This is a genomic window from Photorhabdus kayaii, assembly GCF_025384895.1.
Classification (GTDB): Bacteria; Pseudomonadota; Gammaproteobacteria; order Enterobacterales; family Enterobacteriaceae; genus Photorhabdus; species Photorhabdus kayaii.
Genome location: NZ_JAJAFZ010000056.1, coordinates 1 through 21,115 on the forward strand (window position 1 = coordinate 1; position 21,115 = coordinate 21,115).

Here is a 21,115-nt window from a genome sequence, read left to right on the forward strand (position 1 = left end):
ATGCTTTAATTTTGTTCATATTTCCCCTATCCTTAAAGCTATTTCATAAAGAATCATAGACATCTATACCCTATGGATTTCAAGATGCATCGCGACGGCAAGGGAGTGAATCCCCGGGAGCATAGGTAACTATGTGACCGGGGTGAGCGAGTGCAGCCAACAAAGAGGCAACTTGAAAGATAACGGGTATAAAATCTGGGTATACGACGATGACAATAAAACGGACCAAAGATATTAATCACGACACATTCCGTAAGGCTTGGCGTAACTATCGCCTTGCACCTGTGGCGATAGCTGTCAGTGCGGTTTTCATGTTATCTGCCTGTGAAAAGAGTGATGAAACAGTCTCTCTTTACATGAATGCAGATGAATGCTCTCAAGCCAATCCATCACAAAGTGAGCAATGTACGACTGCTTACAACAATGCGTTGAAAGAAGCGGAAAAAACAGCGCCTAAATATGCCACCAAAGAAGACTGTATTGCTGAATTTGGTGAAGCACAATGTACTCAAACCCCGGCACAAGCTGGCCTTGGCGCCACTGCTTCCAATACCGCCACCAATGGCGAAGCACAGGCACAGCAGCAGCAAAGCGGTAGCTTCTGGATGCCGCTGATGGCAGGTTATATGATGGGGCGTCTAATGGGGGGCGGTTCAGCGCCATCACAACCTCTGTTTAGCTCCAAATCCGCCACCAGCCCAGCAAATGGTCAATTCGTTGATGCGTCGGGTAAAAGCTATGGCCAGGCAACCGCAGGTGGTCGTTCCATGACAGTGCCTAAAACGGCTATGGCACCAAAACCAGCAACAACCACAACCATTACCCGTGGCGGCTTCGGTGACTCTGTTGCAAAACAGTCAGCCATGCAACGCAGCAGCGCCTCTTCCGGCTCCACATCTCGTTCAATGGGAGGCTAACCACGGATGAAACGTATTGCTATTACTGAACGCCCGGACTGGCGTGAAAAAGCGATAGAATATGGCTTTAATTTTCACACCATGCATGGTGAACCATACTGGTGTGAAGAGGCTTATTACCAGTTTTCTCTTGCTCAAATTGAAGAAATCGAAGCTACCACCGCAGAACTACACCAAATGTGTTTGCAGGTAGTCGAGAAAGTTGTCGATAGTGAAGAATTACTGACTAAATTTCAGATCCCAAAACATTGTTGGGATTTTGTTCGTAGCTCTTGGATTACCAGCCAGCCATCACTCTATTCCCGTTTGGATTTGGTTTACGATGGTAAAAGCCCGGCAAAATTGTTGGAAAATAATGCTGATACACCAACTTCGCTGTATGAGTCCGCTTTTTTCCAATGGATCTGGTTAGAAGATCAGATGAACGCCGGGTTACTGCCAGCACATGCCGATCAATTCAACAGCATGCAAGAGCAATTGATTGAACGCTTTGCTCAGTTGCGTGATGAACATGGCTTTGGCTTACTGCACATGGCCTGCTGTCAGGATACCGAAGAAGATCGCGGTACTGTTCAATACTTACAAGATTGTGCGCTGGAAGCCGGTGTTCCAACCGAGTTCTTATTTATTGAAGATATCGGTTTGGGAGAGAAAGGACAATTTACAGATCTAAAAGACCAAGTGATCAGCAATCTGTTCAAACTCTACCCTTGGGAATTGATGTTCCGTGAAATTTTCGCGACCAAATTGGAAGATGCTGGCGTTCGTTGGTTAGAGCCCGCTTGGAAAAGTATTATCTCCAACAAAGCATTGCTACCGATGTTGTGGAAGATGTTTCCAAATCATCCAAACCTGCTACCCGCTTATTTTGCCGATGATAATTATCCGGCAATGGATAGCTATGTTATTAAGCCGCTGTTCTCACGGGAAGGGGCTAATATCCGTATTATTGAAAAGGGCAAGGAAATTGCCAGTGTTGATGGCCCTTACGGTAAAGAAGGTATGATCGTTCAGCAATTTCATACACTACCAAAATTCGGTGACAATTATACGCTAATTGGTAGCTGGCTGGTAAATGATCAGCCTTGCGGTATTGGTTTGCGGGAAGACAGTGAACTCATAACTCAGGATTTATCTCGCTTCTATCCACATATTATTTTGGATTAATTCCCAATAGGGAGGAATGAGGAACAGAGTTAAATACCCCAAACTCCTCCCTTAAACATCCAGTGAAGAAACTTTGTACCCTTATAAATTTATAATAAAGGTAAATACTATGGCGAACACAATATATTTAACTATCACAGGCAAAAAACAAGGGCTTATATCCAGTGGTTGTTCTACCTATGATTCCATAGGTAATATACCCGTCATCTTTCAAGTTGCCTCTTTGTTGGCTGCGCTCGCTCACCCCGGTCACATAGTTACCTATGCTCCCAGGGATTCGTTCCCTTGCCGTCGCGATGCATCTTGAAATCCATAGGGTATAAATATCAAACAGGTCATGAAAATGAAATTTATGTTTATTCATTCGACCATGATATTAGTAGAGAACAAAATGTTAATCACACACCTATCTCAATTACTAAACCTATAGACAAATCATCTCCGCTATTAGGCATAGCAATATCAGAAAATGAATCTATACCCGTCATCTTTCAAGTTGCCTCTTTGTTGGCTGCACTCGCTCACCCCGGTCACATAGTTATCTATGCTCCCGGGGATTCACTCCCTTGCCGCCGCGATGCATCTCGAAATCCATAGGGTATATAACACAAAGATAATTGAACCAATGAAATTTTTGGTGATGAAACATCAATGCATTTTCACACAAATCCCTGTATCACCGGTAAGCTATCAAGCCTTAAAAAATAAAGAATCTGACCGTTATTGATGCTATAGTGTTCAATAACTATTATTGGTTTTTATTGGGAGCTCTTATGTCCATATCAGCAAAACAGACGATTACCGCACAGATACCTATCAAACTAGCTACAGCTATAAACGATTTAGCCAAAGAGTTAGACCGCTCAAAATCGTGGATCATTAAAGAGGCTCTTACCTCAATGATTGAGGAACGTGAACATCGCCACCAAATGATTTTGGCTGGCCTCGCGGATGTCGATACAGGTCGTATTGTGAATCATTCAGATGTTATTAATTTTGCATTCAAGCTGAAAACATCATAATCAGAACGTTCAATTCAACCAACCTGCACAGACAACATACTTAGCGAACCAGACTCAATACCATCTACAGGAATGGAAACCGTTTCTTTTCTATCCCACGTTCCCATGATATACAGCAACGGTAAAAAGTGTTCAGGAGATGGGTTCGATAATAGGCCATCTTCTCTGTCCAGTGCATGAATCAAAGGATAAGGTTGCTCATAACTGGTAAGGTTATCACGCACATAACGGTTAAATGTTTCTGCCCAAGGATACGGGTCAGCATCAGGTTCCTGCCGTTTCATGGTACTAAGATTGTGTACCACATTACCACTCCCCAGGATTAAAACACCTTCATCTCGTAAAACAGCCAGCTTTTTCCCTAATTCATAGTGATACGTCGCTGGCTTGGCATCATCTATACTCAGTTGAATCACTGGAATATTGGCCTGAGGATACATCTTAATCAGAATGCCCCAAGTCCCGTGATCCAATCCCCACTGATGATGATCGGCATAAACTTCCACAGGTTCCAGCATCTCTTGCACTAAAGCGGCCAATTCAGGCGAGCCCTTAGCCGGATACTGAATTTCATACAATTCCTGTGGAAAACCACGAAAATCATGAATAGTCCTCGGTTGACTCATGGCGGTTACTGCTGTGCCATTGGTATACCAATGAGCAGAAATCGCCAGAATCGCTCTGGGTACAGGCAGTCTTTCACCAAGTTCACGCCACACATTGATATAGCGATTTTCTCCCAGTACATTCATTGGACTGCCATGACCAATAAACAGTGCCGGCATTCTGGAAATATTCATAATGACCTCTCACGCCAAATATAGGTAATTTTAATACTTGCAGACAGGTTACGCCTTTCAGATAAGCAAAACAGTGGGCTAACGGTGATGGAGTTTTTCAAAAAAACTGAAAAGTCACAGCTTGCGTAAACTGTGACTTTAGAGAACGTGTAGGTTATAACTGATATTTCATCCAGTTATTAAACAATTAGGTTTCAGCTTGCTTTCTGCTCTATTGCCTGGCGATAAATCACCAGATCCTCAATAGTGACTACCGGCATATTATGTAGTTTCGCAAATTGCACTACCTCCGGGGTACGCGCCATTGAACCGTCATTATTGGTTAATTCGCACAATACACCTACGGGTTTAAAACCGGCCAAACTGACTAAATCAATTGTTGCCTCAGTATGCCCTTGACGAACCAACACGCCACCAGGTTGAGCGCGCAGTGGAAAAACATGTCCCGGACGGTTCAAATCACTGGGTTTGGCATTATCTGCAATCGCTGCACGAATGGTCGTGATGCGGTCAGCCGCAGAAACCCCCGTCGTCACCCCTTGAGCGGCCTCAATGGTTACAGTGAATGCAGTCTGGAACGAACTAGAGTTATTTTCTACCATCATGGGCAATTGTAATTGCTGGCGGCGCTCTTCTGTCAGACATAAGCAGACAATACCACTGCCATGACGGATAGTCAGTGCCATTTGCTCTACAGTCATTGTTTCGGCCGCAAAGATAATATCACCTTCATTTTCACGATCTTCATTATCCAGCACCATCACCCCTCTTCCATCACGCAAAGCGTTAATGGCGTGTTCAACACGTTCTGATGATGTGCCATATTCAGAAAGTAGCGTCTGATTCATGGTAAAGAAACCTCATTAAAATTTATGGATTACCAGAATCAGGGCGGTCTTGAGGAGTTCTCGCTATGACATAATATTTCGTAACACAATATTAAATGCCATAGCCGGAACAACAGACGAGCACAGAGCCCGACAGATGCCGTTATTCTCTCCCATCCGGACTATCACCGTCGGCTCCAGAATTACACTGGATCTGCTGACCTCCGTTTTATCATAAAAGATAACCACAAACGGAGCGCTCGCGGGCTTCATCATGCCACCAAAAAGATAGACTGATGTTTACCGCCGGTGGGGACTTTCACCCCGCCCTGAGATAAGCCAGTGAACTATAACGCTAATATTTGTCGGCGGCAATCGACAAAATCAAATGTGAAACCTAGCTCACAATGGTTTGTGGTTTTACTATCTGGTATTACACTATTCAGGAATTATTTATGTCATAAAAAGGATGCATCATGCTCGATCCAAAAAAAATTGAACAAATTGCCCGCCAGATCCAAGATTCTTTGCCAAAGGGGGTTAAAGAGTTTGGTGGTGATGTAGAGAAAAAATTACGGATGATTTTGCAATCCCAACTTGGCAAGCTTGACTTAGTGAATCGTGAAGAATTTGATATCCAAACTCAGGTTCTGTTACGTACTCGTGAAAAATTGACCGCGATGGAGCAGCGTTTAAATGAACTAGAAGCGAAGTTTGAAAATAAGTATGTTCCATCTGCTGATAACACGGCAAAAGAAGAATAATTATTACCTTTTATTACCTTACATAAAAATAACCGCGATAATGAGCAGATATCATATCTGCTCATCACCACACCCACACTTAATTAGAAATTAAATGCTGTTCTTTGCCGTAATGCTCAGAACGTGGGCCATAAAGCAAACTACGACTACCACCGGCTGTCAGTAAGCGGTTACTTGTAATGCCGGCAATTTCATGACCTCTATCCATAATGGTATTAGCTATCTGTGAAACTACGGCAGATACCAACATGCCAACAAGACTATTAGAACTATTTTGATCTTCAGTCGATGAAGCAGTTGTCCAACCATGCCACAGTTGCTTGCCACTACGCAAATCCACCAACCTTGCTGAAGCCGTTACACGAGTATCGCTATTAATAATCTGATATTGAGTACCATATTCTTCAATATCCAAATAGAGCGCTGAATCTGCACCAAAAATATCATGCAATTTTTTGTAACTGATATTCTGAACATCCTGTGCCGCTGTCACACCATTTTGCTGAAATGTCTCTTCCACAACAGCAACCGGAAAAACGTAATAGCCGGATTCTGCCAATGGATATGTCACATGAGAAATCAGGCTGTGCCCTGCTTTAACTTCCAGAGATTTGTTTACCGCGGGCAGAACCAGAATGGATTTGGGTTTGCTTTCTCTAAATGCAGTGTAATCATAAGGGACAGATTTACTACATCCTGTCAGCACAAATGCCGCTAATAAACTTAATGCGACGAGAATACGGTTCATTGCATAGTTCCTTTATTTTTACTTAATAAAAAGTCCATAAATGGCGCTGACTCAGGAAATAATTTTTTCTCTATTTCAAACTGATGGAATGCTTCTGAAACACGACCTGTTTTGCTATAAAGCAGACCCATCTGTGCATGCAGCCCAGGCGGTACAGGTTTATCTTTCGCTTTCGCTCTTTCAATTACCTGCTGCAAAGCCTGTAACTGCTCTTCAAGCCCTATCTTATCCTGCTGATAATATTGATAAATTGTAGGTTGGTATTTATCCCACTCATAAATTGTTTTTGGCTGCGTGACGCAACCCGCTAAGGTCATAGCTGCCAGCAATAAGCCCGCTTTTTTCATTAACATCATGAATATATATCCCTATGTTTCTTAATTAGATGGCTTCCATGCACCGGTTTCAATACTTTCAACCAGACGGTTTACTGCTTCACGAATAGCCAAATCCAATACCTTACCATTCAGTGTGGAATCATAGCTGGCAGTGCCACCAAAGCCGATAATTTCACGGTTGGATAATTTATACTCCCCAGCCCCTGCTACAGAGAAAACCACTTCGGAAGTTTCTACATTCACCACATTCAGCATGACTTTAGAATAAGCCACCTGCGATTTACCACGCCCTAACAGCCCCCATAACTGATGATCACCCACTTCCTTGCGGCCAAATTCAGTTACATCACCGGTAATAACGTAAGCAGCACCTTTCAACTTCTGCGATTTACCTTGTAGACCCGCTTCTGCTTTCAGTTCCGCCATATTAGTACGTTCCAGCACCGTAAAGCGTCCAGTCTGCTGTAAGTGCGAGACTAAAATCGTTTTAGATTGGTTACCAAGACGATCAATTCCGTCGGAGAAAATGCCATTTTGATAGCTGGAACGGTTTTCAAACTTACCGATCGCAATTGGACTACGAACACCTTGATATACCGTATTATAAGAATTAACTTTTTGTACCTGGACGGTATTAGAAGATTCAGTTGTACACCCTGCTAATATTGCCGAAGCTAAACAAATTGAAGATAAAATCAACTTACCTTGCATAAGAACTGATTCCTGCGTAAAAAATTTATCCGTTTTATCTACTAACCTTAAGATATAAAAGTTATATACCCGTCATCTTTCAAATTGCCTCTTTGTTGGCGGCACTCGCTCACCCCGGTCACATAGTTACCTATGCTCCCGGGGATTCACTCCCTTGCCGTCTCGATGCATCTTGAAATCCATTGGGTTATAGATAAGATATTTTATTAAAAAATCATTTACATCAGAAATCATTATGAATAAGCCAGCGTTATGTGACCAGCATTTTATGCCACAAAGATAAAAAACTATCTGTTACATCACACTTCTTCTGATTAATTCCTTATCATCCAGAGAATAAAATTATACTAAATCAAATTATAATTAAAATATTTTAATGATAATCATATCGTTAATTAAATTACTCGCACACGATATTACAAATATCTATATTATTTATGATGAAATACCACTCAACCAAGCACAAATTAAATAAAAAATAGCCGGGAAGATTTCATATCCTGCCCGACTTTCATTCTAATAATATAATCAAATAAATAATCTACAGCATTCAATGCAGTAATATCTTCTAGCTGTTTTCAATAACAAACTAAAGCATTATTTACTGATTTTTAATCGCCTTGATGATATTGGTTGTTGAAATGCCATCTTCAAAGTTCAGCACTTTGACTTCTCCGCCCGCAGCCCAAACTTCTTCACTGCCAGCAATTTCTTCCGATTTATAATCGCCCCCTTTTACCAATACATCCGGCAAAACATCCGTAATCAATCGCTGTGGTGTATCCTCTTCAAACGGCACAACCCAATCCACCGCGCCCAGAGCAGATAACACAATCATGCGTTGTTCTAGTGGATTAACAGGACGACTCTCACCTTTCAGCCGTTTAGTCGATGCATCACTGTTAACAGCAACAATTAACCGATCACCCAATCTACGAGCATTCTCCAGATATGAGACATGACCTGCATGCAGAATATCAAAGCAGCCATTAGTCATTACGATCCTTTCACCACGTTGACGAGCATCAGCAACAGCCTGTTTAAGCTGAAATTCAGTCATCACACCAAAACCCGTTTCAGCACGACCACGGATAGCATTCTCCAGTTCAATCGGCGAAACAGTCGACGTTCCCAGTTTGCCAACGACAACTCCCGCAGCTGCATTCGCCAGAAAACAAGCTTCATTCAGTGGCTTTCCAGCCGCAATCGCCGTTGCTAACACACCAATAACCGTATCGCCGGCACCCGTGACATCAAACACTTCCTGCGCCTGCGTAGGCAAATGTAATGGCGGTTGATCAACACTCAGCAAACTCATTCCCTGTTCAGAACGGGTGATCAGTAATGCCTGAAGATCCAAATCCTTAACTAGCCGAGTACCCTTCTCAACCAACTCATTGTCATCCTTGCAGTGGCCCACGACCGCTTCAAATTCAGACAGATTTGGCGTTAACAAAGTTGCACCACGATAACGCTCAAAATCATTACCTTTCGGATCGATTAATACCGGAACTTTGGCCGCGTTTGCCAGTTTGATCATTTCCTGAACTTGACTCAGTGCACCTTTAGCGTAGTCAGATAGAACCAATGCTCCAATATGGGGCAACGCCTGTTCAATGCGTTCAAACATTGGCTGCGCATCGATGTTATCGAAACCTTCTTCAAAATCTAAGCGAATTAACTGCTGATTACGGGAAAGTACCCTCAGTTTAGTCACTGTCGGATGGGTTGGGACAGAAACAAAGTCACAGCGCACCTTGACGCTGCTTAGTTTCTCACTCAGCGCATGTGCTGCGTCATCAATCCCAGTCAAACCAATTAAATGCGAATTTGCTCCAAGAGCCGCAATATTCATAGCAACGTTAGCTGCGCCTCCCGGACGCTCCTCAATGGTATTGACTTTTACAACAGGCACCGGCGCTTCCGGTGAAATCCGGCTGGTCGGCCCATACCAGTAGCGATCTAACATAACATCACCGACGACTAAAACTCCTGCACAGTGAAAATCCGGGAGTGTTATTTTCATCCCTTGCTCCAAATATTAGATATTAAATTGGTGCCAAATATTATCATACGACCGTAAAATCCCTACACCAAACCAGTAAAACCCGTTATTGTTCACCCAACCACTGTTGCCAACTACGACGTACCCGTTCCTGTTGTTCACGGAAACAATGGGTTGATACCCGACTGGAAAGCGTCTGTAACGCCAGATGATGTAATTCATCACGCATAGAAACGTAAGCCTGCGTTAATGCGGCAGCCTCATCTTCATCCATAATTTCATAAGCCGCCATTAATTGAAAAATCCGTACATTATCCGACCAACTCACCAAACGCGCATTTTCAGTAGCATAACGAAGCACCAAATATTGAGCGATAAATTCGATATCGGTGATCCCTCCTGGATCAGCTTTAATATCAAATTGATCTGAATGGTGACTGCCTAAATGTTTATGCATCTTTTCCCGCATTTCCCTTACTTGCTGACGTAACAAAGCAGGTTCTCGTCGCGTACATAATGTCTGATGGCGTATCCGCTCAAAATCCCGATGCAAGTTTTCATCACCAAATACCATACGGGCACGTACCAACGCCTGATGTTCCCAAGTCCACGCTTGATTCTGCTGATAATCAGCAAACGCACCGATGGTACTGACTAACATGCCTGATTCGCCTGAAGGACGCAGGCGGACATCCACGTCATACAACACACCAGAGGAGGTTCGAGCACTGAACAAGTGCATAATTCGTTGGGCAAGACGCAAATAAAATTGCCGAGCATCAATCGATCGATCGCCATCAGTCATCACATCCACCGGGCAATCAAGCAGGAAAACTAAATCAAGATCAGAACTGTAGCCCAACTCCCAACCACCCAATTTGCCATAACCAATCACAGCAAATCCCAGACCTTGCCGCTGACTCAAATGTGATGGAACACCATAACGTTTTGCCATTTGTCCCCACGCCTGTTGAACGACTGCTTCAATAATCGCTTCTGCCAAATAAGTGAGATGATCACTGACTTTCATCACCGGCAATACACCAGTGATATCCTCCGCCGCAATCCTCAGTAATTGAGCCTGCTTAAACTGGCGGAGAGCTTCTAGTTGTTGCTCTTCATCATCTTCTGGTATCCGCAACAAATATTGCCGCAATTCATCTTTATAGGCATTTAATGGCAAAGGCTCATACAGAAACTGTGGATCAAGCAGTTCATCCAGCAACAATGGATGGCAGGCAAGCTGAGTCGCAATCATCGGTGAAGCAGCACACAACCGGATAACATGTGTCAGTACAGCTTCCGATTCAAGTATCAGTTCCAGGTAAGTTGTACGGCTGACAATACTTAACAACAGAGGGATAACCCGATCTAGCACTATATTGACATCTTGATTGGCATCTTGCCGCAAACAGACTTTTGCCAATAAACGTGGCATCAGATGGTCGAGCACATCACGCCCACGAGGGCCAATGGTTCTTTTGCCCACATCATGGCGGAACACAGAAATAATATGCAATATCTGCTGTGCAATCTCTTCATCCAAGTGCGGAGCTAGTATGATTAACTCTTCTTTTTCGAGCTCTTCCAGCCACAGACTTTTAAATGGTACATGACTAGGTTCCTCTTCACTATTATCACTGTCATCGCCAATCAATTGCGTAAAAATAGCCCGAACAGCACCCATCTTGCTGTTCAATTCAATTATCAGAGCGTCCCAACTTTCAAATCCCATGCCCCATGTCAGTCGTGAACGATTCAGCTCATCTTCTGGCAGAGTTTGAGTTTGTTGATCATTAATTGACTGTAAAAGATTTTCTAACCGCCGCAAAAAAAGGTAACCGTCAGAAAGTTGTTTCACCTGCAATGATTGTAAAAGTGTCAACTGCGCTATTATTTGCAAAGTTGGTAACAACGCCTGAGATTGCAAACACAGTTCACGTCCACCACGAATCAGTTGGAACACCTGGGCGATAAATTCAATTTCACGAATACCACCAGCCCCCAGTTTGATATTGTCTTTCAAGCCACGGCGACGCACTTCCCGTTCAATCATGCCTTTCATATTTCTCAGGGATTGAATCACACTGAAATCAATGTAACGGCGAAAGATAAATGGTCTCAACATCCGGCGTAGCTCTTCACCATACGCTTGGTTGCCCGAACCCATAATCCGTGCTTTCACCATCGCATAACGTTCCCAATCACGCCCTTGCTCTTGATAGTAATCTTCCAGTGCAACAAAACTAAACACCAATGGACCACTATCACCGAACGGGCGCAAGCGCATATCTACCCGATACACAAAACCATCCACAGTTTGCTGATCGAGCACTTTGATAAGACGCTGCCCCAAGCGGGTAAAAAACTGGGTGTTATCCATTTCACGCCGGCCACCTTGGGTAATACCGTTTTCAGGATAGACAAAAATCAGATCAATATCAGAAGAGAAGTTCAACTCACCACCGCCCAGTTTTCCCATACCGAGAATCAACAGCGGTTGTGGTTCGCCTCGCTCATTACAAGGCGTTCCCCAATCCTGACAACAACGCTGATACAACCAATCACGGGCAGCAATAATCAACGTTTCAGCCAACATACTAAGCTGTTGCAGTGTCTCCTGAGTCGTCATGCTATGTAGCGCTTGCGACCAGGCTATTCTGACCAGAATCTTGTTACGGAACTGGCGTAAAACCCGCATGAGGGCATTTTCATCCTCTACTGATGCGAGTAATTGTTGCAGCCATTCAGCATATTGATGCCACTCCTGCGCTTCAGGTGGATGTTGGCGGATCTCAGCTAACCATTCAGGATGAGTTTGCAGGTTTTCAACAACAAAATCGCTCAGGGATAATATGGCCTGCTCATGAGCAGCAACAGGCTCAACGTTCAAAGTTAGTTGATGAAAATGTTCAGTCACACGCTGTAACTGGGCCAGAAGCGGAGTTGGAAGTGGCAACATAGAGAATTCCTGTTATTTAAACGGAGAGATTTATTAACCACATAGATTTATTAACCACATAGTCAGTGCCAACTTACATTGCAAATAGAGCGAGCTATAACATAGCGTTTCAGCGTCTGTTTCCGTATCCAATAATTTCTGGTTGATAGCAACTAATTGGTTATCTAACTGTTCCGGCTCACTAGAATATTCGATCGTCTGCTGAATCAAAGTCAGTACTTGCTTTAAGCCATCTCGACCGTCTGATAAACCGGCCAGCCAACATTCCTCTTGCTCCTGCCAATGGGCTAATATTGACGTAAGTACCGAAGGCAATGACTGCTGCATATCAATTTCCACCTGAGTTGAAGGCCAAACTGCTTTTGGTTTTCCCTGAGCTAATTGATAACCACGGGCCGCTTTGCTTCTATTTCCTTGCCGCAAGCCATTTGATTTTGCCAACTCAACCGCCAATGCTAATACATCGGCTATGATTCCTTGCTTTAACTCCAGTTCAAATTCACAGATTGGCTCCTTGCGATTGGCTGCAATAATTTCTCCCTGATCAAGCACCACTTCAATCTCACTTTGTCCATAAGTCACCACCCACTTTTCACGCATAAAGTCAGTACTGAATAACGCATTCAAACGGGATTGCAATGCTTCCACATCACAGTTGTCAGGCCAGATGTGCGGTGGAAACAGAGTCAATGCCAGTTCCGGCTTTGCCAACGGCACATTATATTCCGGTCGCTGATGCAAACCGCCAACCACCTTACCCGCTGTTTTAACCGTCATCTCATATTGATCATCAAAACCACGTATCCGCAACCCCATATCAAGACCACGCAGTTGATTATCCGACGTTTCAAAATAGATATTGGTCAACTTTTTGGGAGAAAAATAGTAATGCGGAAATAACAATAATTGCTGGCGAATTGTAGGAATAACTTGTGGTTTGGCGATAAGTTTTAATTCAATTTCTACACTCATATCTACACCGTTGATGACAATCTTTGCTCTCATCTTACCTTGATTTCGCTTTTTGCTACGATGAGTAAGAAAAAAATTAAAATTTCCCTTTTCTGCAAGTTATGATAGTCATTAACAAGAAATGCTTCGTTCAACAGATAACAAGCCCCGTATTCAACCAATTAGAAGAATGTCATTTTGGTTTACTGATTGCTCTAGCAAACTTAACTCTTTACTATCAAATTTTAAACTCACCATAGATAAAAAACGGTTGAAATCACAATGCGAAAACTACATTTACTTCTCACGGCATTAATAAGCCTCAGCTTTTCGCTCACTACCCACGCGGAAGGAAAGCGCTATGTATCTGATGAGTTATCTACCTACACACACGCCGGGCCGGGTAACCAGTATCGTATTGCCGGTACACTGAATGCCGGTGATGAAGTCACATTGATAAGCATCAATCGGGATAGTAATTACGCTCAAGTTAAAGATGATAAAGGCCGCCTTGTCTGGCTACCTGTTAACCAACTCAGTAATAAACCAAGCTTACGCACCCGCCTCCCAGAATTGGAACAGGAAGTGAAAACATTGACGGAGAAGTTAGCCAATATAGACAATAGCTGGAATCAGCGCACTGCCGACATGCAACTAAAGGCGGCCAATAGTAGTAGCATTGTTGCAGAACTGAAAAAAGAGAATGAGAGGTTAAAAAACAAACTGACGGTAGCAGAAAAAAAGCTGGATGCTGCAAATCTACAGCTTGATGACAAACAACGTAATATCATTCTGCAATGGTTTATGTATGGCGGTGGTGTTGCAGGCGCTGGTTTAATCTTTGGGCTATTACTGCCACATATGATCCCTCGCCGTAAGCGTAATGACCGTTGGATGAGTTGATAAGGAACATGTTAGGTGAGAATCTATCTGGTTGGCGGCGCAGTACGTGACCGATTGCTAAATTTTCCTGTAAAAGAGCGGGATTGGGTCGTTGTGGGTGGAACATCAGAAACGCTGTTATCCCTAGGATATCAGCAAGTTGGCAAAGATTTTCCGGTGTTCCTGCATCCCCAAACCCATGAAGAGTATGCCTTAGCACGCACTGAGAGAAAATCCGGCCTGGGATATATGGGTTTTACTTGTTATGCAGCGCCGGATGTCACACTGGAAGACGATTTGCAGCGTCGTGATCTGACAGTTAATGCGATCGCTCAAACACCCGCTGGTGAACTGGTCGATCCTTATCATGGTGTTGATGATTTGAACAATCGTATTCTACGCCATGTTTCTGATGCTTTCTCTGAAGATCCATTAAGGGTATTACGAGTAGCTCGTTTTGCCGCTCGTTTCGCCCATTTAGGGTTTACCATCGCTCCCGAAACACAAGCATTAATGTCAAATATGGCAACCAACGGCGAGTTATCAGTACTCACACCAGAACGTGTCTGGAAAGAGACCGAGAAAGCCCTTGCTAGCCCTTCCCCTCAGGTCTTTTTTCAGGTTTTACGTGATTGTGGTGCATTGGAGGTGTTGTTTCCTGAAATTGATAATTTGTTTGGTGTTCCCGCACCAGAGAAGTGGCATCCTGAGATTGATACCGGTATTCATACGTTAATGGTGCTGAAAGTAGCGACTGAATTAACAAATGAAGTCGATAGTCGTTTTGCTTCTCTATGCCATGATCTTGGTAAAGGGCTGACACCACCAGAACAGTGGCCTCACCATTATGGACATGGGCCAGCAGGTGTTAAGTTAGTTGACCAATTATGCCAACGTCTGCGTGTTCCTAATTCTGTTCGTGATTTGGCAAAACTAGCTGCTCAGTATCATGATTTAGTGCATACCGTCGCTCAATTGCGGCCGAAAACATTACTTAAGTTGTTTGATGCTGTTGATGCATGGCGTAAACCTCAGCGAATAGAGCAATTAGTTATCATCAGTGAAGCCGATGCGCGGGGTCGTATCGGTTTTGAAGATACCCCCTATCCACAAGGTGATTATCTGCGACAGGCATTCAAAGTTGCCAGCCAAGTTCAGGTGAAAAATATTGTAGACAGTGGATTACGTGGCGCTGACATTGGTCATGAGTTACGACGTCAGCGTCAGCACGCATTGGCGGAATGGAAACAACAAGACGATACAGCTCAAGACAATACTGTTACCTGAAACATCCCCTGATATCAAACACTAGGCAATATTTGAGTTAAATTGATATCAGGGGGAACCATTCACTACATAAATACCCAGTACACAGCGGCTGCCACAATAAAGCGGTAGATAGCAAATGGGATAAAAGATATACGCTTAATCAATGCCAGAAAAGTTTTAATGGCGACTAACGCGACAACAAATGCAGTAACAAAACCAACAACAAACATTGGGATATCAGAAGCACTCAAAAAGTGCAGGCTCTTATATAAATCTAATCCACTTGCTCCCATCATCATCGGTACAGCCAAAATAAACGAGAATTCTGATGCAGTATAACGATTAACCCCCATCAGCATTCCACCAGAAATTGTCGCACCTGAACGGGAAAATCCCGGCCATAAAGCCAGACACTGAAAACAGCCAATCATAAAAGCCTGACGATAAGTAATATCATCCAGCCCTTCTGCTTTTGGTGTTTTAGGTTTCAAGATTTCTGCTGTAATTAGCAACCCACCACCAATAACCAAGGCGTACATCACGCTTTGTGGGTTAAACAGTGATTTGATGACATCGTGGAACACCAACCCAAGTGTCACCGCAGGTAGCATTGCCAAAATAATATGGCTCAGTTTCAGTTTGCCATTGGTTTTACCTTCATGAGGAACTTCACCAAAGTGGATGCCAATGAGTCCAAACAAGCGACGCCAAAACACGACTACCACAGCAAGGATAGATCCAAGTTGGATAATAACTTCAAATGTTTCAGCTTTATCGCCAGTAAATCCCAACAGATGGCCAACAATGATCATATGGCCGGTAGAGGAAACAGGAAGAAATTCAGTTAGCCCTTCAACAACACCAAGAACCGCTGCATGAAACAAGGTGGAAAGGTCAGTCATATAGAGAGGTCGCCCATTAATAAATACCCGAAACAAGTAGCATGGAATAACCCCAGCTACCATTATTCCCATTGTCATTAATCAATTAACATGATTATCAAGCCTGGCACTACTGCACGCCAGTCTATGTAAGAACAATGACAATAATATGGCAGCTGAATTCACTACTGATCAGATTATTTTTTTCTTTCAATAATAACACCCACTTGACAAGCCTGTGCGACAGCACCCGGTTTACTCACTTTTATCCGTACCCACGGCGAATTAAAGCGTTTTAACAGTAGATCCGCTACCTCTTCAGCCACTCTTTCAACCAGAGCAAAATTCTGATTTTCTACATGACTGATAATCGCTTCGCTAACTTTGGCATAATCCAGACAATATTCGACATTATCACTGGAAGATGCGCGTTTATTATCCCATCCCATTTCGATATCGAACACTAACTTCTGTTTAATGGTCTGTTCCCAGTCGTAAACACCAATTGTGGTAACAACGACTAACTCCTCAATAAACACGATATCCATCACGTCATTTTCCTGTTTTTCAACTTGTCGGATACCACTTCCGACTAAATATGCGTATTATCCATGACTAGTCTAAGAAAACGACCATTATTATTGGGGAGACATTATGAGTGCTATCGCGCTTGGCATGATCATCTTCGCGTATCTTTGCGGTTCAATTTCCAGCGCAATACTTATTTGTCGCCTGGCTGGGCTACCTGATCCTCGTCAACATGGCTCAGGCAACCCAGGCGCGACAAATGTATTGCGAATTGGTGGCCGCAGTACTGCGGCAATAGTACTAATTTGTGATGTTCTAAAAGGGATGATCCCCGTCTGGTTGGCTTATCAATTCTATGTTCCCCCTTTCTATTTAGGAATTACAGCAATCGCTGCTTGTCTCGGCCATATTTACCCGATCTTTTTCCAATTTAAAGGCGGTAAGGGTGTCGCAACTGCTTTTGGTGCTATTGCGGCAATTGGTTGGGATCTGACAGGTTTGATGATGGGTACTTGGCTACTGACCATATTATTGAGCGGCTATTCTTCTTTAGGGGCCATCGTCAGTGCCTTGATAGCACCATTCTATGTCTGGTGGTTTAAACCCGAATTTACTTTCCCCGTAGCCATGCTCTGCTGTCTGGTGTTACTACGTCACCATGATAATATCCAGCGTCTGTGGCGCGGCCAAGAAAATCGTCTCTGGAACAAGCTAAAAAAGAAAAAAGAGATGGCCGAAAAAGAAAAAAACCGAACAGAAAAAGAACAAAGAAAAGAAGATTAACAACAAGACTGGATAAAAACCAGCAACTCATTGAGTTACTGGTCTTTTATTTTCATTATATCAAGAAGATTTATAATGGAGGTAATTCCGACAATGGCCAGCGGGCTTTGACTGTCACGCCAAGTGAGTCATTCACCTCTCCTTTTAGGCGGACCATGCCGGCAAGCGCAATCATGGCGCCGTTATCTGTACAGAATTCAGGACGCGCATAAAATACTTCGCCACCCAATTTTGCCATGACTTCTTCCATTTTAATACGCAATGCTCTGTTGGCGCTGACACCACCAGCCATCACTAGTCGCTTGAACCCGGTCTGCTCAAGCGCTCTTTTACATTTAATCGCTAATGTATCAACTACCGCGTCTTCAAAAGCGCGGGCAATATCCGCTCTAGTTTGCTCATCATCGCTGTTGCTATGAATAGTATTAGACGCAAAAGTTTTTAATCCTGAAAAACTGAAATCCAACCCAGGACGATCTGTCATTGGGCGAGGAAATACAAAACGCCCAGCTTCTCCTTTCTGAGCCATTCTGGAGAGTATCGGCCCTCCTGGATAATCCAATCCCAGTAACTTAGCTGTTTTATCAAATGCTTCACCAGCGGCATCATCTATTGATTCACCAAGTAGCTCATATTTACCGATACCCGTCACACTAATAAGCTGTGTATGACCACCAGACACCAGCAAAGCCACAAACGGGAATTCAGGGCTGTTATCTTCCAGCATTGGAGCTAGTAAATGCCCTTCCATATGATGAACAGGAATCGCAGGAACATCCCAAGCAAACGCCAGAGAACGGCCAATCGTCGCACCCACCAATAACGCACCGACCAGACCAGGACCTGCTGTATAAGCCACCGCATCAATATCTTTACAAGTTAATCCTGCCTCTTTCAAAGCAGCTTGAATTAAGGGCACTGTTTTGCGGATATGGTCACGTGAAGCCAATTCAGGCACGACACCACCGTAATCGGCATGCAGTTTAATCTGACTGTATAATTGATTTGCCAATAAACCGGCTTTGTCGTCATAAATTGCGATTCCGGTTTCATCGCAGGACGTTTCTATACCTAAAACTCGCATTACACTACCTATATTCCACAGAAGAGAACCAGTTTATCATTGATAAGCTAATTTGCGCGGCTTACATGCTGACTATTTTTTCTGCTTAGTCTATAATCACTCCTCTACATAAAATCCCTGTGTGGTTATCATCAATATTACGGAACTGATTTGCAGATCACCGTCGTAGTGTTGTTGTTTCAATTTGCTGTGGCGCTTTACAAAGCCGTGTTCATTGAAGTAAAATTCCGCACCATTTTAAGATGGCTGGCATCCCACGCCAGCAAGACCGATTTCTATTGAGGTGAGAGGCACATGCCGGTAATTAAAGTACGTGAAAACGAGCCATTCGACGTAGCATTGCGTCGCTTTAAGCGTTCCTGCGAAAAAGCAGGTGTATTAGCAGAAGTTCGCCGTCGTGAATTCTATGAAAAACCAACGACTGAGCGTAAACGCGCTAAAGCTTCTGCTGTAAAACGTCACGCTAAAAAGCTGGCTCGTGAAAACGCACGCCGCACTCGTCTGTACTAATCCTTGCGGTTGATCCGCATAGTGATTGAATTTGCAGACAACAGTAGTTGCAGATAAAGGCCGTGCTTTCCGAAAGGGAGCGCGGCTTATTGTCGTTCATCAACAGGCGTAAAAGGGCTTATGGCTGGACGAATTCCGCGCGCATTTATCAATGATTTATTAGCTCGTACCGATATCATCGATCTGATCGATGTTCGTGTGCCACTTAAAAAACAGGGTAAAAATCACCACGCGTGCTGTCCATTTCATAACGAAAAGACACCCTCGTTTACTGTTAATGGCGATAAACAGTTTTATCATTGCTTTGGTTGCGGAGCTCACGGCAACGCCATCGATTTTCTGATGAATTACGATAGACTTGAGTTTGTCGAATCCATCGAAGAATTAGCTGCTATGCATGGTCTGGAAGTCCCTTATGAAGCAGGTTCCAGTAGCAGTCAGATAGAACGTCATCAAAGACAAAACCTTTATCAACTGATGGATAAGCTTAACAGCTTCTATCAAAATGTATTAAACACTCCTGCTGCACAACAAGCCCGGCAATATCTGGCTCAGCGTGGGCTTAGTGAAGAAATTATCCACCGCTTCTCAATTGGTTTCGCTCCCGCTGGTTGGGACAACACCTTGAAGCGGTTTGCTCATAACGCGGAAGATCGTCGACAGTTAAATGACGCTGGAATGCTGGTCGCAAATGATAATGGCCGTACCTATGATCGCTTCCGCGAACGAATAATGTTTCCAATCCGTGACCGTAGAGGGCGCGTAATTGCATTTGGTGGACGTGTTCTGGGAGATGCGCTCCCAAAATATCTCAACTCACCAGAGACTGAAATTTTCCATAAAGGCCGCCAGCTATATGGCCTCTATGAAGCACAACAAAATCACAGTGACCTTTCACGATTATTAGTAGTTGAAGGTTATATGGATGTGGTAGCACTGGCGCAGTTTGGTATCGATTATGCAGTTGCCTCACTAGGTACTTCGACTACATCGGAACATATTCAATTACTTTTCCGCGCTACTGATAACGTCATCTGTTGTTACGATGGTGACAGAGCCGGGCGTGATGCAGCATGGCGGGCATTGGAAACAGCGCTCCCTTATCTGAATGATGGTAGGCAGTTACGTTTTATGTTTTTGCCTGATGGTGAAGATCCTGATTCACTAATCCGTAAGGAAGGCCGGAAAGCATTTGAACAAAGAATGGAACAATCTCATACATTGTCTGAATTTCTGTTCGAATCATTACTGCCACAAGTTGATTTGAGTAATCCTGAAGGGAAAACAAAACTCAGTTCACTTTCCGTACCATTGATCAACCAGATTCCGGGGGAGGTTCTGCGTCTCTATATGAGACAAGAACTTGGCAATATGATGGGTATCCCTGATGCAGTGCAGTTGGAACGTTTATTGCCGCAGCACCTGGAAAGTGGGAATAATTATCAGATGCCGCAGCTAAAACCGACAACTATGCGTATACTTATAGGACTGTTGGTACAAAACCCACACTTAGCCGCTTTAGTTCCTCCCCTACAGGGAATTATGCAGGCCAAAATTGCAGGCTTACCATTATTCATGGAGCTTGTGGAGGTTTGTCTTACTCAGCCAGGGCTGACAACTGGACAACTGCTAGAGCAATATCGTGATAATAAATTTAGTAAACAACTTGAAAAATTAGCTACATGGAACGATATACAAGTAGAAGAAATAGCAGAAAATACATTTCGTGACGCGCTGGATCATCTTGTTGACTCAGCGTTAGAAGAACGTTTAGACATTCTTATCGCCAGAGCAAGAACTGAAGGCCTGACACCGGAAGAGCGCGAAGAAGTTCGCTTGATTAATGAATCCCGTGCCAGAAAGTAAACACTGAATTCACGGCTTAAATGCCGCATTAGGTAGGGAAATAACCCTACATTTTGCCGCTATAAGTGGGCAGCGGCAATATAACGAAAACGCCCTTAAA

At 43.6% G+C, this 21,115-nt stretch carries 20 protein-coding genes, 1 pseudogene and 1 riboswitch; of the genes and pseudogenes, 10 read left to right on the forward strand and 11 right to left on the reverse strand.

Annotated features, from left to right (window positions below; all coding sequences use genetic code 11):
• The first annotated feature begins 209 nt into the window (after positions 1 to 209).
• The 4 genes and pseudogenes from LGZ98_RS17760 (at position 210) to LGZ98_RS17780 (ending at position 3,106) form a co-directional block, all read left to right on the forward strand.
• Positions 210 to 917, forward strand: coding sequence for a DUF1190 family protein (locus LGZ98_RS17760; RefSeq protein ID WP_113042394.1), 708 nt, complete (start codon positions 210 to 212; stop codon positions 915 to 917).
• A 6-nt stretch (positions 918 to 923) separates the two neighbouring features.
• Positions 924 to 2,084 (forward strand): glutathionylspermidine synthase family protein, encoded by a 1,161-nt coding sequence (locus LGZ98_RS17765; protein ID WP_113042395.1) that lies wholly within the window; start codon positions 924 to 926, stop codon positions 2,082 to 2,084.
• 109 nt (positions 2,085 to 2,193) lie between these two features.
• Positions 2,194 to 2,573, forward strand: a pseudogene (gene tssD, locus LGZ98_RS24320) (type VI secretion system tube protein TssD); the annotation flags it as partial.
• Between the two features lie 284 nt (positions 2,574 to 2,857).
• Positions 2,858 to 3,106 (forward strand): CopG family ribbon-helix-helix protein, encoded by a 249-nt coding sequence (locus LGZ98_RS17780; protein ID WP_113042397.1) that lies wholly within the window; start codon positions 2,858 to 2,860, stop codon positions 3,104 to 3,106.
• Positions 3,107 to 3,120: 14 nt separating this feature from the next.
• Here LGZ98_RS17780 and ygiD read toward each other — a convergent pair whose 3' ends face one another.
• Complete coding sequence (gene ygiD, locus LGZ98_RS17785) at positions 3,121 to 3,906, reverse strand: 4,5-DOPA-extradiol-dioxygenase (RefSeq protein WP_113042399.1); 786 nt, start codon at positions 3,904 to 3,906, stop codon at positions 3,121 to 3,123.
• A gap of 194 nt (positions 3,907 to 4,100) precedes the next feature.
• Positions 4,101 to 4,754: a 3,4-dihydroxy-2-butanone-4-phosphate synthase gene (ribB, locus tag LGZ98_RS17790; RefSeq protein WP_113042401.1), complete on the reverse strand. Its 654-nt coding sequence runs from the start codon at positions 4,752 to 4,754 to the stop codon at positions 4,101 to 4,103.
• 140 nt (positions 4,755 to 4,894) lie between these two features.
• A riboswitch (FMN riboswitch) is annotated at positions 4,895 to 5,073 on the reverse strand.
• 136 nt (positions 5,074 to 5,209) lie between these two features.
• Here ribB and ubiK point away from each other — a divergent pair.
• Complete coding sequence (ubiK, locus tag LGZ98_RS17795) at positions 5,210 to 5,497, forward strand: ubiquinone biosynthesis accessory factor UbiK (RefSeq protein ID WP_112895539.1); 288 nt, start codon at positions 5,210 to 5,212, stop codon at positions 5,495 to 5,497.
• 79 nt (positions 5,498 to 5,576) lie between these two features.
• Here the strand turns inward: ubiK and LGZ98_RS17800 are convergent, their stop codons facing one another.
• The 6 genes from LGZ98_RS17800 to LGZ98_RS17825 all read right to left on the reverse strand — a co-directional run bounded on the left by LGZ98_RS17800 (position 5,577) and on the right by LGZ98_RS17825 (position 13,233).
• Positions 5,577 to 6,245, reverse strand: coding sequence for a DUF799 domain-containing protein (locus LGZ98_RS17800; protein WP_113042403.1), 669 nt, complete (start codon positions 6,243 to 6,245; stop codon positions 5,577 to 5,579).
• Entirely contained in the window at positions 6,242 to 6,601 is a 360-nt protein-coding gene (locus LGZ98_RS17805; RefSeq protein ID WP_113042405.1) for a DUF4810 domain-containing protein, read from the reverse strand. The genes LGZ98_RS17800 and LGZ98_RS17805 overlap by 4 nt, the downstream gene beginning before the upstream one ends.
• Positions 6,602 to 6,622: 21 nt before the next feature.
• Entirely contained in the window at positions 6,623 to 7,294 is a 672-nt protein-coding gene (locus LGZ98_RS17810; protein ID WP_112878316.1) for a CsgG/HfaB family protein, read from the reverse strand.
• Between the two features lie 601 nt (positions 7,295 to 7,895).
• Positions 7,896 to 9,320: a bifunctional D-glycero-beta-D-manno-heptose-7-phosphate kinase/D-glycero-beta-D-manno-heptose 1-phosphate adenylyltransferase HldE gene (gene hldE / locus LGZ98_RS17815; RefSeq protein ID WP_113042407.1), complete on the reverse strand. Its 1,425-nt coding sequence runs from the start codon at positions 9,318 to 9,320 to the stop codon at positions 7,896 to 7,898.
• Between the two features lie 85 nt (positions 9,321 to 9,405).
• Positions 9,406 to 12,261, reverse strand: a complete 2,856-nt coding sequence (gene glnE, locus LGZ98_RS17820; RefSeq protein WP_228900565.1) for a bifunctional [glutamate--ammonia ligase]-adenylyl-L-tyrosine phosphorylase/[glutamate--ammonia-ligase] adenylyltransferase — start codon at positions 12,259 to 12,261, stop codon at positions 9,406 to 9,408.
• Positions 12,262 to 12,294: 33 nt separating this feature from the next.
• Positions 12,295 to 13,233 carry a CYTH domain-containing protein gene (locus tag LGZ98_RS17825; protein WP_113042475.1) on the reverse strand — a complete coding sequence of 313 codons (939 nt, stop codon included), beginning with the start codon at positions 13,231 to 13,233 and terminating at the stop codon, positions 12,295 to 12,297.
• 261 nt (positions 13,234 to 13,494) lie between these two features.
• Between LGZ98_RS17825 and LGZ98_RS17830 the strand changes: the two genes are divergently transcribed.
• Complete coding sequence (locus tag LGZ98_RS17830) at positions 13,495 to 14,115, forward strand: TIGR04211 family SH3 domain-containing protein (RefSeq protein WP_113042411.1); 621 nt, start codon at positions 13,495 to 13,497, stop codon at positions 14,113 to 14,115.
• Between the two features lie 15 nt (positions 14,116 to 14,130).
• Entirely contained in the window at positions 14,131 to 15,381 is a 1,251-nt protein-coding gene (locus tag LGZ98_RS17835; protein ID WP_113042412.1) for a multifunctional CCA addition/repair protein, read from the forward strand.
• A gap of 65 nt (positions 15,382 to 15,446) precedes the next feature.
• On the opposite strand, the gene bacA is transcribed toward LGZ98_RS17835, so the two are convergent.
• Together bacA and folB are read right to left on the reverse strand one after the other, a co-directional pair.
• Positions 15,447 to 16,265 (reverse strand): undecaprenyl-diphosphate phosphatase, encoded by an 819-nt coding sequence (gene bacA, locus LGZ98_RS17840; RefSeq protein WP_113042477.1) that lies wholly within the window; start codon positions 16,263 to 16,265, stop codon positions 15,447 to 15,449.
• 176 nt (positions 16,266 to 16,441) lie between these two features.
• Complete coding sequence (gene folB / locus LGZ98_RS17845; protein ID WP_113042414.1) at positions 16,442 to 16,792, reverse strand: bifunctional dihydroneopterin aldolase/7,8-dihydroneopterin epimerase; 351 nt, start codon at positions 16,790 to 16,792, stop codon at positions 16,442 to 16,444.
• Between the two features lie 106 nt (positions 16,793 to 16,898).
• On the opposite strand from folB, the gene plsY reads away from it, so the two are divergent.
• Positions 16,899 to 17,555, forward strand: a complete 657-nt coding sequence (plsY, locus tag LGZ98_RS17850) for a glycerol-3-phosphate 1-O-acyltransferase PlsY (RefSeq protein ID WP_113042415.1) — start codon at positions 16,899 to 16,901, stop codon at positions 17,553 to 17,555.
• A gap of 70 nt (positions 17,556 to 17,625) precedes the next feature.
• On the opposite strand, the gene tsaD is transcribed toward plsY, so the two are convergent.
• Positions 17,626 to 18,639, reverse strand: coding sequence for a tRNA (adenosine(37)-N6)-threonylcarbamoyltransferase complex transferase subunit TsaD (tsaD, locus tag LGZ98_RS17855; RefSeq protein WP_113042417.1), 1,014 nt, complete (start codon positions 18,637 to 18,639; stop codon positions 17,626 to 17,628).
• Positions 18,640 to 18,933: 294 nt separating this feature from the next.
• Between tsaD and rpsU the strand changes: the two genes are divergently transcribed.
• Entirely contained in the window at positions 18,934 to 19,149 is a 216-nt protein-coding gene (gene rpsU, locus LGZ98_RS17860) for a 30S ribosomal protein S21 (RefSeq protein WP_001144069.1), read from the forward strand.
• A 120-nt stretch (positions 19,150 to 19,269) separates the two neighbouring features.
• Complete coding sequence (gene dnaG / locus LGZ98_RS17865) at positions 19,270 to 21,015, forward strand: DNA primase (RefSeq protein ID WP_112895530.1); 1,746 nt, start codon at positions 19,270 to 19,272, stop codon at positions 21,013 to 21,015.
• Positions 21,016 to 21,115 lie beyond the last annotated feature (100 nt).